Raw genomic sequence first — 12789 nt, 5'->3', positions numbered from 1 at the left:
AACAGCCGTTTAACACAGACAGGATATCTATTATGCCATTAGCACTTTGGGCCTTAGCGATAGGTGCATTCGGTATCGGCACCACCGAATTTATTATTGCTGGTTTACTTCCCGTCATCGCCACGGAATTTAGCGTAACTATCCCCGTCGCGGGTAACCTGGCCACTGCCTACGCTATGGGCGTGTTTGTCTGCGCCCCAGCCCTGATTATTCTTGGCTCCAGAGTTCCGCGAAAAGCGATGCTGGTCTCTCTTATGCTCCTTTTCGTCGCTGGCAACCTTGTCACCGCCTTTGCTCCCTCATTAAGCGTGGCGATTGTGGGGCGAATTATCACCTCCATGACGCATGGCGCATTCTTTGGCATCGGCTCTATTATTGCAGCCGATATGGTGGATCCTGCTAAACGCGTGCGGGCTATCGCTTTCATGTTTATGGGGTTAACAGTTGCCAATTTAATCGGCGTGCCTGCTGGCACATGGATAGGACAGCATCTCTCCTGGCGCGACGCTTTTATGGCGATCGCGGCGATTGGAGCCATTACGGTTATCAGTATCGGATGGCTTATCCCGCATCAGCCCCGTTCGCAGGAGCAGAACATTGCTCAAGAGTTCAACGCATTTCGCAACGTAAATGTACTGCTGGCGATGGGGATCACTATTTTCGGGCCGGGGGCGTTCTTTACCTCAATAACCTATATCGCCCCTATGATGACGGAACTGGCTGGCTATCACGAAAGTAGCCTGGCATGGTTGATGCTGCTTTTCGGCCTGGGGCTTTTTGTCGGAAACCAGCTGGGAGGCCGCTATGCCGATCGGGCCTTGATGCCCATGCTCTACGTTACCCTGGCCGCGCAGGCCATCGTCCTGGTCATTTTTAATTTCACCGCAGACAGCCAGATCATGTCAGCCATCTGTATCTTTCTTATGGCTGCATTCGGCTTTGCTACCGTCTCGCCTATCCAGAAACTTGTTATGGATAAAGCACGGGCAGCAGGTGCGCCGACGCTGGCGTCTGCCGTCAATATCGGTCTCTTTAATCTCGGCAATGCGCTGGGTGCCTGGCTTGGCGGCGCAGTTATAGCAGCAGGATTTGGCCTACAGTCACCTAACTGGGCAGGCGCTGTGCTGTCTGCTATCGCCTTGATTCTGGCCGTTTTATCCGGGTTAACCGATAAAACAGGCCATATGGTGGAGCAGCATTAAGCCTTACTGCGCCCAGGTCTCTACCTTTTCAAACGCCGCGCGCAGGGACTCCGGCGTTAGCGTCACCGGCAGGTAGTGAATCGACTCCACCGGACGCAGGGTGTGGGCAATAACCCGATCCAACTCGTCACGGTTGTGAATGTCCACCTCCAGCGCCGCCAGGGTAGTCGGCAGGCTGAAGCGCTGGAAGGCATTGATCAGCTGGGCCAGCACCGCGTCCTGGCCGAGCAGGGCGCTCTGCACCAGAATGCCGTAGGCCACCTTCGTGCCGTGCAGGAACTTATCGGTCTGCGGCAGCACCGTCAGGCCGTTGTGCACCGCGTGAGCTGCGGCGACGCGGGTATAGCGTTCACCCAGTCCGCCAACCATTCCACCCCCGGCAATAATCGCATCCACTACGTCACGGAACGCCTGGGTCAGCTCCCCACGCTGCTGGTCCGCCAGCGCGGTTTCACTGCTCTCCAGCAGCACGTCGCGGATCGCCAGCGCGCCGTTGATCCCCAGCCGCACGGTCAGCGGCAGGCTGGCCGGATCCGGGGCCAGCACCACCGCTTCGTACCACTTCGCCAGCGTATCGCCGATGCCCGCCAGCAGGTACTCCACCGGGGCGTCGAGAATAATCTGCGGCTCCACCAGCACCAGGAAGTTGGCGTCGTCGAAAATTTCAAAGTGCAGCGCCTGACCCGCGTCGTTATACCACACCGAGAGCGGCGTCCAGGCCGCACAGGTGGCGGCAATAGTTGGGATCGCCACCACCGGCAACCCTAAGCGGCGTGCCACGGCCTTCGCGGTATCCAGCAGCGCGCCGCCGCCGATGCCGATCACCACGCTGCGGTCGCTACCGGCGTCGTTCACCAGCGCGGTAACGTCGTGCTCGCTGCAGTGGCCCTTAAACAGCAGGTGCTTCACCCCAGGCGCGTTGACGCTCTCCGGCAGGTAGGGACGGGCGGCAGCGATGGCGCGCTCGCCAAAGATCAGAACCGCACGAGAGAGCTGCTCAGGCGTATAAAAATCGTTCAGTCGCGCCAGGCTGCCGTTGTGGGAGTAGTAGTTGGCCGGGCCGGGTACAACGCGGATATCGGTGTTGCTCATGTCTGTGTCCTTGTGCGGAATCGCTAACCCGATGTTATGTCTGGACATCCGGATGGCTAATAATATTTCGCTTTATCTTATGCCTTTTCTGCTGTTGCCAGTCAAGCGCGGCTATGAAAAATTCGTTAAATCAACCTATTAATCCCAGGAAACCCGCTTCAATGAGCGTTAACCATCTTGAGATGCGCGCGATTAGCCTCGCCTTTGCCGGCGTTAATGCCCTGACGCAGGTGAACTTCAGCCTGCGCGGCGGATCGGTACATGCGCTAACCGGGGCCAACGGTGCGGGGAAGTCAACGCTGATGGCGGTGCTGTGCGGCACCTGGGCAGATTATGAGGGTGAGATCGCCATTGATAACCAGCCGGTCTCGATCCGCTCCCCGCTGGATGCCAAACGCCTTGGCATTCATCTGGTACAGCAGGAAGTTGACGTGGCGCTGGTCCCCGGTCTCAGCATTGCGGAAAACATTATGCTCGATAAGCTGGCCGAGCCGGGCTATGCCTGGCGCTGGTCCACCGTGCGTCAGCATGCGCGGGATGCGCTGGCCCAGCTCGACGTCACCCTCGACGTTAGACGCGCTATCGACACCTGTACTCTTGCAGAGAAGCAGCAGATCCTGCTGGCCCGCGCGCTCTCCCATCGCTGCCGCTTTCTGATCCTTGATGAGCCGACCGCCCCGCTGGATCAGCACGAGAGCGAGCGCCTGTTTACTGTAGTCAGACGTTTGCAGCAGCAGGGGATTGGCGTGGTCTTTATCTCCCACCGTATTCACGAGCTGAAGGCCATCTGCGATACCCTGACGGTGCTGCGCGACGGCAGGCTGGTGGAGTCCGGCCCGATGGCCGCCCTGAGCGGGGAGGAGGTTGTGGAGAAGATGCTCGGCCATGAGCTGAACGATATCTATCCCCCGCGCCGTCCGCCTCACGGGGAGGAGACCCTGCTGCGCGTGGAAGGGCTGCATGACGAGAAGCTGCTGAAGGATATCTCCCTGCACCTGCGCAAAGGCGAAATACTTGGCATTGCCGGATTAGCGGGGGCGGGGAAAACCGAGCTTTGTAAGGCGCTGTTTGGCGCAGAGAAAAGCCGCGTCGCCCGTGGGGAGCTGAACGGCCAGCCGTGGCGGCCCCGGGATCCGGCGGATTCGGTCATTCGCGGCATGGCGTTGATCCCCGAGGAGCGACGTAAAGAGGGCATCTTTATTGACGAGCCGATCGCCATGAACCTGGCGGTTAGCGCGGACAACAGTTTCTCCCGCTGGAGCCTGTTCGGCCATCGTAAAGCCTGGCGCTGGGCGCAGACGGTGATTGAGCGTGTTGGCGTGCGCACCACCGGCCCGGGGCAGATCCTGCGTCGTCTCTCTGGCGGCAACCAGCAGAAGGTGGCGATAGGCAAATGGCTGCGCGGCAACGCCAGCGTGGTGATCTTCGACGAGCCAACCAAGGGCGTCGATGTGAAAGCCAAAACCGATCTCTTCCGCCTGATTGACGGCCTCGCCCGGGAGGGCAAGGGGATCGTCTACGCCTCCGGCGAGTTTGCCGAGCTGGTGGGACTCTGCGATCGCATCTGCGTCCTGTGGGATGGCCGCATCGTGGCGGAGATCGCCGGAGCAGAGGCCCGGGAAGAGACACTACTTTACTATTCGACCGGAGGAGCGGCGGCGTGAGCAAAGCCCTGTCAGTAAAAGCGGCGGCGTCGGGCCGTCAGCAGTTTTTCGATTTTCTCTATAAGTGGGGCATGCTGCTAACCGTGGTGCTGCTGGTGGCTATCTTTGGCCTCGCCTCGGATAACTTCCTCGACCCCTTCAACATCATCAATATCCTGCGATCGATCGCCATCGTCACGGTAATTGCCGTCGGCGTCTCGATTTCGCTGACCATCGGCGGGTTCGATCTCTCCGTTGGATCGACGGCGTCGCTGGCAAATGCGCTGGTGATCTCGCTCTTCGTCTGGCACGGCTTCGGCACCACCGAAGCGATCCTCGTGACCCTGGCGCTCTGTACCCTGGTCGGCCTGTTTAACGCCTTCCTGATCGTCGTGCTGCGCATTCCCGACATGCTCGCTACCCTCGGCAGCCTGTTTGTGATCCAGGGCGTGGCGATGACCTACAGCTACGGCGGATCGATCACTGAAAACATGCTGCTGCCGAGCGGCGAGATGGCCGAAGGGCTGATCCCGGCGGGCTTTAGTCTGCTTGGCCAGGTGCCGATCATTGTGATTGTGATGCTGGTGGTCACGGTGGTGGCCCAGCTTGGGCTGTCGCTGACCACCCACGGGCGGCGGATGTACGCCATCGGCGGCAACCCGGAGGCGGCGCGCCTCTCCGGTATTCGCACTACCCGCTACAAGGTGGCAGCCTACGTCATCGCCTCTCTGCTGGCGGGACTCGGCGGCATTCTACTGGCCTCGCGCATCGGCTCCTCTCAGGTGAACGCCGGGGGCGGCTACCTGATGGATGCGGTTGCGGCGGCATGGATTGGCTTCTCGCTGGCCGGATCCGGCAAGCCCAACGCGCTCGGCACGCTGGTGGGGGCGGTGATCCTCGGGGTGCTGTCAAACGGGCTGGTGATGCTCTCCGTGCCTTACTACGCAATGGACATTATTAAGGGCCTGGTGCTGGCCGGTGCTCTGGCGTTGACCTATTTCCAGCGTCGCTAATTTACTTTTATCAGGGGAAACAGAAATGAAAAAATTTGCACTCTCACTGCTGGCGCTGGGCCTGCTGAGTTCTGTTCCGGGCTACGCGGCAACGCCTGCTCCGGTTCCGGCCGCGCTGGCTAACCACAGCGGACCGGTACGCATTGCGCTGATCCGTAACCTGGGTTCGGACGATAACACTACCCAGTTTGTCTCCGGTGCGCTGACGGAGGGCAAAAAGCTCGGCTTTAAAGTCAGCACCTTCCTCAGCAACGGCGACGACGCCAAATTCCAGGACTTTGTTAACCAGGCTATCAGCCAGAAGTATGACGGTATCATTCTCTCCCAGGGCCGCGATCCTTACTCAACCGAGCTGGTGAAAAAAGCGGTAGACGCAGGCATTGCCGTATCGGTATTTGATACCGCCATCAATGGTGAGATCCCCGGCGTGACCGTCACCCAGCAGGATGACGCCTCGCTGACCAACCTCTCTTTTGGCGAGTTGGTGAAGGACTTCAACGGCAGGGCCAATATTATCAAGCTGTGGGTGGCCGGCTTCCCGCCAATGGAGCGCCGCCAGGCCGCCTACCAGACGCTGCTGAAGCAGAACCCGGGCATTAAAGAGCTGGAGTCCATCGGGGCGGTCTCTTCCGATGTGCAGGGCGATACGGCGAACAAAGTCGGCGCGGTGCTGGCGAAGTACCCGAAAGGGCAGATCGATGCGATCTGGGGCACCTGGGACGCTTTTAGCCAGGGCGCTTACAAGGCACTGAAAGAGAATGGCCGCACCGAGATCAAACTCTACAGCATTGATGTCTCCAACCAGGATCTGCAGCTGATGCGCGAATCTAACAGCCCGTGGAAGGTGAGCGTGGCGGTGGATCCGAAGCTGATTGGCGCGACCAACGTCCGTTTGATCGCCAACAAGCTTGCCGGGGAGCAGACCCCAGCCACCTACGACTTTAAAGCCGCGGCGATCCCGCAGGCGCTGCTGGCCGCCCAGCCGGGGGCGGTGAACGTCGCATCCCTGGGTAAAATCATTCCGGGCTGGGGCCAGACCGAAGACTTTATCGCCCCATGGTTTGCCACCCTGCAAGCGAAAAACAAATGAGTGCGCTGCCTACGCCTGACTATAGTCGCAATATGCGGCTGATTGGTCACTCGGATCAGGGCGGGCGGCCCGATGGGGTGCAGCTGATGGTGCACCGGGGCTTCGCCTATATCGGGCATATGGTCTCTCAGGGCTTTTCGATTGTTGACGTGCGCGACCCGAAAAATCCACGCCCCGCAGGCTATGTGCCTGCGCCGCCGGGAACCTGGAACGTCCATCTGCAGGCCCATGACGATCTGCTGCTGGTGATCAACGCCCGAGACCTCTTCGCCGACGCCCGTTTCGCTGACGAAAAGGTCTACTACACCCGCTCGGTGGGGGAGACGGTGAGCGACGTGCAGGACAGAGGCTGGAGCGCCGGACTGCGCGTGTTTGATATCTCCACGCCGGACCAGCCGAAAGAGATTGGCTTTCTGTCACTGGACGGCATCGGTATTCACCGCATCTGGTACGTGGGCGGCCGCTGGGCCTATGTCTCTGCTCTGATCGACGGCTTCAGCGACTACATCTTCCTGACCATTGACCTGGCCAATCCGCGTAAGCCCGAAGTGGCGGGGCGCTGGTGGCTGCCGGGGATGAACCAGGCGGCGGGGGAGACCCCGACGTGGCCGGAGGGCAAGCGTTACGCCCTGCACCACGCCATTATCGCCGGGGACACCGCCTACGGCAGCTGGCGCGACGGTGGGCTGACGCTGCTGGATGTGAAGGATCGCAGCGCGCCGAAGCTCATCAGCCACCGCAACTGGAGTCCGCCTTTTGGCGGTGGAACCCATACCGCGCTGCCGCTGCCGGACCGGGATCTGCTGGTGGTGCTGGACGAGGCGGTGCTGGATAACCAGCAGGACGGCGAGAAGCTGATCTGGCTGTTTGATATTCGCGACCCGGCTAATCCGGTCAGCATCTCTACCTTCCCACAGCCGGATGAGATCGACTACGTTGCGAAAGGGGCGCACTTTGGGCCGCACAACCTACATGAGAACCGGCCGGGGAGCTTTATCAGCTCGACGCTGATTTTTGCCACCTACCAAAACGCTGGGGTGCGGGCCTACGATATCTCTAACCCGTACCGTCCGGTAGAGACCGGGGCGCTGGTGCCTGCCGCGCCAGCGAAGATGATGGATACCCGCCCTGGCCGTCCGCAGGTGATCCAGTCCTGCGACGTGTTTGTCGATGCGCAGGGGATCATCTACAGCACCGACTATAACGGCGGATTATCTGTGATTGAGTATTTGGGATAAAGGTATTGCCCGGCGGCGCGGTGCTTGCCGGGCATTATGCATTAGCTGTACTGCCGAACCCGGGCAATCAATTCATCAACGTTATGGATACGGTCGGCAATAACGATCAGCGCTTTGCCTAAATGGATAGCGTGGCGCAGGCATTCGTGGCGCATCTCCTCATCGGCGATGGAGTCGATATCCGCCACGTGGGAGAGGCCGACGCTGCGGCGGATCAGCTCCGTGCCGCAGAAACCTATCGCATCGTGCCATACCTTCTGCAGGAACTGAGCAGCATAGCCTGGATGGGCCAGCGCTACGTCGCGAGTCTTCTCGGCGGCCAGCGCGAGGAATGTCTCCGCAAAGGTGCTCCACAGCTCCTGAATATCGTTCAGGCGCTGCTCGCGGGCGGCGGCGGCATCGCGGATGCCCAGATGCCCCGGCAGGCCGCAGTAGTTGAGCAGCAGGTTGCCGATAGCGGTGCCGACGTCAAAGCCAATCGGCCCCACGTAGCCAAACTCGGCGTCAATCGCCTTCAGGCTGCCTTCAGCCACGAAAATCGAGCCGCTGTGAATATCGCCGTGCAGCAGCGCTTCGGCATGAGAGAGGAAGCGCTGCTTGAGGGCAGCCACCGCCAGCAGCAGGGCGGTATCGTCGCGCAGGGCGACCACGTCGGCCTCAATCGCCGCCGGGTAGCTGTTGCGCTCGTGAACGCGGTACGGATCGTCAAAGAAGAGGTCTTCGGTGATGCCGCACATCTCCGGGTTGATAAACTGCGCTACCTGGGCCTTTTTCTGTGCCGGAGTAAGATAAAAATCGCTGGTGTGGAACAGGGTCTGGGCGAGGTACGCCGCCAGCTGGCGGGCGGCCTGCGGATAGTACGTGCCCTTGATCAGCTCCCCGCGCCAGATGCGGTGATCGGAGAGATCCTCCATCACCATCACCGACAGCTCGGGATCGAAATGGTGGATCTTCACCGTGTGCGCCGGGCAGTGCTGATAGTGCTCTACCAGGGTCTGCGCCTCCAGCCGGGCACGGTCCAGGGTCAGCGGCCAGGATTCGCCCACGCAGCGCACGTAGGGCAGGGCCTGCTTGACGACGATCCGGCTTACGCCTTCGGCGTCGAAAATTTTAAAGACCAGATTCAGGTTGCCGTCACCGACTTCATGCGCGTCAACCAGTTCGGATGCCTGCTCCAGACCAGCGAATTGCCGGGCATAGGCCACCGCGTCGGCGGCGTTGAAAGTTCGGTATTGCGACATTGCCGTTATCCTCAATTTTCTGGTTATAAAGCCATTCAGACGTCTATACATCTGTAAATCATCCTGACACAATACGATACATCAACGCAACAGGGATTTAACGCTATGCAGCCACTTCAGACCACCAGTCTGCGCGTCACCGATAATCAGCTTTTTATTCTCGATCAGCAGGCCCTGCCGCAGGAGAAACGCTGGCTGCCCGCTGACAGGGTAGAGACGCTGGTAGGCCATATTCACGCTCTGCGGGTACGCGGCGCGCCGCTGATTGGTCTCTCTGCCAGCCTGCTGCTGGCGCTGCTGGCCGAGCGGGGCGCGAGCAAAATCTCTTTGGCCCAGGCGCTGGAGACGCTGCGGGCGGCCCGTCCGACGGCGGTGAATCTGATGAACAACCTCGACCGCATGAAGCAGGCGTTGGCGGAGGTGGATTTTGTCCCGGCATTGGTGGCTGAGGCCGAGCGGCTGATAGCGGAAGATAAGCAGCTCTGCACTCGGATCGCCGAGGCGGGCAGCGCGCTGGTTGCCCCCGGCAGCCGCCTGCTGACGCACTGTAACACCGGTGGGCTGGCGACCGCTGGGGTAGGGACGGCGCTGGGGGTCATCTCCCAGGCCTTTACCGACGGTAAAGTGGTTAACGTCTGGGTAGGGGAGACGCGCCCGCTGCTGCAGGGGGGCCGTCTGACGGCCTGGGAGCTGGCGGAGCTGGGCATTCCCTGCCAGCTGATCACCGATTCGATGGCGGCCAGCCTGATGGCGCAGGGGCAGGTAGATGCAGTGTGGGTCGGCGCGGATCGCATTGCCGCTAACGGCGACGTGGCGAATAAGATCGGCACCTACTCGCTGGCGGTGCTGGCCCGCTATCACAACATCCCGTTTTACGTTGCTGCGCCGCAGACCACCCTGGATCCGCTCTGCCCGAACGGGGAAGCCATTCCTATCGAGCAGCGCGCGGCCAGCGAAGTGACCGGCGTGGCAGGCAGCTTTGGGGCGGTGCAGTGGGCACCGGAATCGACGCTGGTCTATAACCCGGCGTTTGACGTCACCCCCGCCGCGCTGATTAGCGGCTGGGTGCTGGATACCGGCGTCGTCACGCCGGACGAGGTAGCCGCGGGATGTTTTAAGTCGTAGCCCCGGTATAATTTACGGCAGGCGCGGATAGCCGTCGGCGATGGCGTCGCCGGTAAACTGCGCAACCCATCCCTCCGGGTTGTCGAAAATCCGAATGGCGGTAAAGTTCGGCTCGGACCCCATATCAAACCAGTGCGGCGTCCCGGCCGGAACCGAGATGAGATCGTTCTTCTCGCACAGCACCTGGTAGACCTCATCGCCAATATGCAGGCAGAACAGGCCCGCACCCTCGACGAAAAAGCGCACTTCGTCTTCGCCGTGGGTGTGCTCGTTAAGAAACTTCTCCCGCAGTGCCTCCTTATTAGGGTTATCGGCGCGCAGGCTGATGACATCCCAGCTCTGGTAGCCCTTCTCGGCAACCAGCTTATCAATGGCGTGCTGATAGGCGTCGATCACCGCTTGTGGGGCAGGATCGGTGCCGAGATTGCGGTCGGCCTGCCAGCGCTCAAAGCGCACGCCCTTCGCATTAAGCTGCTGCTGGATCTCTCCGGCGTCGGTGCTGTGCCACGTAGGCTGGCGGGTATCGGTTGCGGAATAGACAGTTAATGCGCTCATGAGGGGATCTGCTCCGGGTTGATGTCGTTAAAACTGTGCACCTGGTGATGCTGGCTGGCGGCGTCATCATCGCCACGGATCAGCTGCACGGTGCGCAAACCGGTCTCTGCGGCGGCGTCCAGCTCCTGATGGATGTCCGACAGGAAGAGGATCGACGCCGACGGCAGGGCCAGCTGCTCGGCAATGTTGCTGTAGGAGCTTGCTTCACGCTTAGCACCTATACGGGTATCAAAGTAGCCGCTAAACAGATGAGTAATATCACCTTCATCGCTGTAGCCAAATAACAGTTTTTGCGCCGCCACGGAGCCAGAGGAATAAACATAGAGATCAATGCCTTGTGCCTTCCACCTCTCCAGCGCAGGCAGCACGTCGGGATAGAGATGGCCGGTAAAGTCGCCGTTGACGTAGCCGTCGTGCCAGATGATCCCCTGCAATGCCTTCAGCGCCGTTGACTTACGGTCTTCATCCATAAAGCTGAACAGCGTCTCAATCAGCTCGGCGGAGGTGGCATCCGGTCGGGCGATCTCATCCCGTAGATTATCAAGAATGGATTTTACCGGCTCGGCATACTGCTGAGCGGTGACGAACGCCTCCAGCCGCTCGCGGGCGTAGGGGAACAGCACGTCGTGCACGAAGCGGATATCGCTGGTGGTGCCTTCAATATCGGTAACTATGGCGCGGATCATCATCTCTCCAGCAGTCGGCGCTGCATTTCACACTCAAATAAAAACGCCAGCCCCTCAAGGTGGCGGCGGGCTTCCGCTACGCTGCGTCCCCAACAGGTCAGACCGTGGCCGCGCAGCAGAAAGCCGTAGCGCAAGGGGTTCTGGCGGGCATATGCCTCAATGCGTTGGGCAAGGGCCGGGATATCCTGGTCGTTATCAAACAGGGCAATGGCGACCGTATCAAGATGGCTGGTCTGCCCGCTCAGGGATTTCTGCATCTCATAACCTTGCAGGTTCAGCGCTGAGGATTTCTCAATACGCGACAGGACCGTAGCGTTAACGGTATGCACGTGCAGCACGGCGTTAGCCTCCGGATAGAGACGATAGATTAGGGTATGCAGTCCGGTTTCAGCAGAGGGTTTACGTCCGGAGGGGGCGCGATCGGTGGCAATCTCCACCTGCAAGAAATCGTCCACCGTCAGGCTGCCCTTATCTTTGCCGGATTCGCTGAGCCAGCACCAGTCGGCGTTTTCCCGCACCGACATATTGCCGCCGGTGGCCGGTGCCCAGCCTTTTGCCCCTAGCCAGTGGCAGGCTTCAACCAGCGCCGGAAGTTGCAGAGGATATGTCATAACGCTCCTGAGTAGTGTGAGCAGAGGAATAACATTATTGTTTAGACGTCTAAGCGTCTTGATTGCCAAATACTAACATCGTGATATAGTGGCAGCAACATCAGTATTACACGCAGGCAGGCATCCATGAGCAATAACACACTGATCCCGCAGAGTAAACTGCCCAATCTTGGCACTACCATCTTTACCCAGATGAGTGCTCTGGCGCAGGCCCACCAGGCAATTAATCTCTCTCAGGGTTTTCCTGATTATGATGGTCCGCGCTATCTGCAGGAGCGTCTGGCATTTCACGTGGCCCAGGGGGCAAACCAGTATGCGCCAATGACCGGGGTGCAGGCGTTACGGGAAGCCATTGCCGATAAAACCGCCGCCCTGTATGGCTATCAGCCGGATGCTAATAGCGACATTACCGTGACCGCCGGTGCCACGGAGGCGCTCTACGCCGCCATTACCGCCCTGGTGCGCAGCGGGGATGAGGTGATCTGCTTCGATCCAAGCTACGACAGCTACGCCCCTGCGGTTGAGCTGGCGGGCGGAATAGTTAAGCGTATTGCGCTGCAGCCGCCGCACTTTCGCGTTGACTGGCAGGCCTTTGCCGCACTGCTGAGCAACAAGACCCGGCTGGTTATTCTCAATACGCCGCATAACCCATCAGCGACGGTGTGGCAGCGTGAGGACTTCGCCGCGCTGTGGCAGGCGATTGCCGAGCGTGAAATCTATGTGCTAAGCGATGAAGTTTACGAACACATCTGCTTTGACCCGGCAGGGCACGCCAGCGTGCTCGCTCACCCGGAGCTGCGTCAGCGGGCAGTTGCCGTCTCATCCTTTGGTAAAACCTACCATATGACCGGCTGGAAGGTAGGCTACTGCGTCGCCCCGGCGGCCATCAGTGCCGAGCTGCGGAAGGTGCATCAGTATCTGACCTTTGCGGTTAACACGCCGGCCCAGCTGGCGCTGGCGGATATGCTGCGGGCGGAGCCGGAGCACTATCAGCAGCTGCCCGCTTTTTACCAGGCAAAACGCGATTTGCTGATTGATGCCCTGAGCAAGAGTCGGCTGGAGATTCTGCCCTGCGAAGGAACCTATTTCCTGCTGGCAGACTACAGCGCCATCTCCGATCTGGATGACGTCAGCTTCTGTCAGTGGTTAACCAAAGAGGTGGGGGTGGCGGCTATTCCGCTGTCGGTATTCTGCGCCGATCCCTTCCCGCATAAGCTTATTCGTCTCTGCTTTGCCAAGCAGGAAGCGACGCTGCTGGCCGCCGCAGAGCGACTCTGTAAGCTTTGAACGCCG

General features: G+C 60.1%; 12 protein-coding genes. 7 read left to right on the top strand and 5 right to left on the bottom strand.

Features of this window, described 5'->3' with window-relative positions; genetic code table 11:
• The first annotated feature begins 32 nt into the window (after window positions 1-32).
• On the top strand, window positions 33-1202 hold the full coding sequence (locus RTN40_RS03975) for an MFS transporter (protein ID WP_312227318.1): 1170 nt from the start codon (window positions 33-35) through the stop codon (window positions 1200-1202).
• 3 nt (window positions 1203-1205) lie between these two features.
• Here RTN40_RS03975 and RTN40_RS03970 read toward each other — a convergent pair whose 3' ends face one another.
• The gene (locus RTN40_RS03970) at window positions 1206-2294 is read right to left on the bottom strand and encodes an oxidoreductase (RefSeq protein ID WP_312227317.1); all 1089 of its coding nucleotides are present in this window, start codon (window positions 2292-2294) and stop codon (window positions 1206-1208) included.
• Between the two features lie 161 nt (window positions 2295-2455).
• On the opposite strand from RTN40_RS03970, the gene RTN40_RS03965 reads away from it, so the two are divergent.
• The 4 genes from RTN40_RS03965 to RTN40_RS03950 are packed head-to-tail and all read left to right on the top strand — an operon-like array spanning window position 2456 to window position 7278.
• Window positions 2456-3958: a sugar ABC transporter ATP-binding protein gene (locus tag RTN40_RS03965; RefSeq protein WP_312227316.1), complete on the top strand. Its 1503-nt coding sequence runs from the start codon at window positions 2456-2458 to the stop codon at window positions 3956-3958.
• Window positions 3955-4950 (top strand): ABC transporter permease, encoded by a 996-nt coding sequence (locus tag RTN40_RS03960; protein ID WP_312227315.1) that lies wholly within the window; start codon window positions 3955-3957, stop codon window positions 4948-4950. The genes RTN40_RS03965 and RTN40_RS03960 overlap by 4 nt, the downstream gene beginning before the upstream one ends.
• Window positions 4951-4975: 25 nt before the next feature.
• Window positions 4976-6040: a sugar ABC transporter substrate-binding protein gene (locus tag RTN40_RS03955; protein WP_312227314.1), complete on the top strand. Its 1065-nt coding sequence runs from the start codon at window positions 4976-4978 to the stop codon at window positions 6038-6040.
• The gene (locus tag RTN40_RS03950; protein WP_312227313.1) at window positions 6037-7278 is read left to right on the top strand and encodes an LVIVD repeat-containing protein; all 1242 of its coding nucleotides are present in this window, start codon (window positions 6037-6039) and stop codon (window positions 7276-7278) included. Before RTN40_RS03955 ends, RTN40_RS03950 begins: the two co-directional genes overlap by 4 nt.
• A 41-nt stretch (window positions 7279-7319) precedes the next feature.
• Here the strand turns inward: RTN40_RS03950 and mtnK are convergent, their stop codons facing one another.
• Window positions 7320-8519 (bottom strand): S-methyl-5-thioribose kinase, encoded by a 1200-nt coding sequence (gene mtnK / locus RTN40_RS03945; protein ID WP_312227312.1) that lies wholly within the window; start codon window positions 8517-8519, stop codon window positions 7320-7322.
• A gap of 105 nt (window positions 8520-8624) precedes the next feature.
• Between mtnK and mtnA the strand changes: the two genes are divergently transcribed.
• Window positions 8625-9644, top strand: a complete 1020-nt coding sequence (mtnA, locus tag RTN40_RS03940) for an S-methyl-5-thioribose-1-phosphate isomerase (RefSeq protein ID WP_312227311.1) — start codon at window positions 8625-8627, stop codon at window positions 9642-9644.
• A 12-nt stretch (window positions 9645-9656) separates the two neighbouring features.
• Here mtnA and RTN40_RS03935 read toward each other — a convergent pair whose 3' ends face one another.
• The 3 genes from RTN40_RS03935 to RTN40_RS03925 are packed head-to-tail and all read right to left on the bottom strand — an operon-like array spanning window position 9657 to window position 11496.
• Complete coding sequence (locus RTN40_RS03935) at window positions 9657-10199, bottom strand: acireductone dioxygenase (RefSeq protein WP_312227310.1); 543 nt, start codon at window positions 10197-10199, stop codon at window positions 9657-9659.
• A complete protein-coding gene (gene mtnC, locus RTN40_RS03930; RefSeq protein ID WP_312227309.1) occupies window positions 10196-10885 on the bottom strand; it encodes an acireductone synthase in 690 nt (229 codons plus the stop codon). Before mtnC ends, RTN40_RS03935 begins: the two co-directional genes overlap by 4 nt.
• Window positions 10885-11496 (bottom strand): methylthioribulose 1-phosphate dehydratase, encoded by a 612-nt coding sequence (locus RTN40_RS03925; protein WP_312227308.1) that lies wholly within the window; start codon window positions 11494-11496, stop codon window positions 10885-10887. The genes mtnC and RTN40_RS03925 overlap by 1 nt, the downstream gene beginning before the upstream one ends.
• Before the next feature lie 126 nt (window positions 11497-11622).
• Between RTN40_RS03925 and RTN40_RS03920 the strand changes: the two genes are divergently transcribed.
• Window positions 11623-12783: a pyridoxal phosphate-dependent aminotransferase gene (locus RTN40_RS03920; RefSeq protein WP_312227307.1), complete on the top strand. Its 1161-nt coding sequence runs from the start codon at window positions 11623-11625 to the stop codon at window positions 12781-12783.
• Window positions 12784-12789 lie beyond the last annotated feature (6 nt).

It is taken from the genome of Pseudescherichia sp. (genome assembly GCF_031987975.1).
GTDB lineage: Bacteria > Pseudomonadota > Gammaproteobacteria > Enterobacterales > Enterobacteriaceae > Pseudescherichia.
The sequence above is the reverse complement of the archived record's forward strand: the minus strand, read 5'-3'. Positions and strand labels throughout refer to the sequence as shown.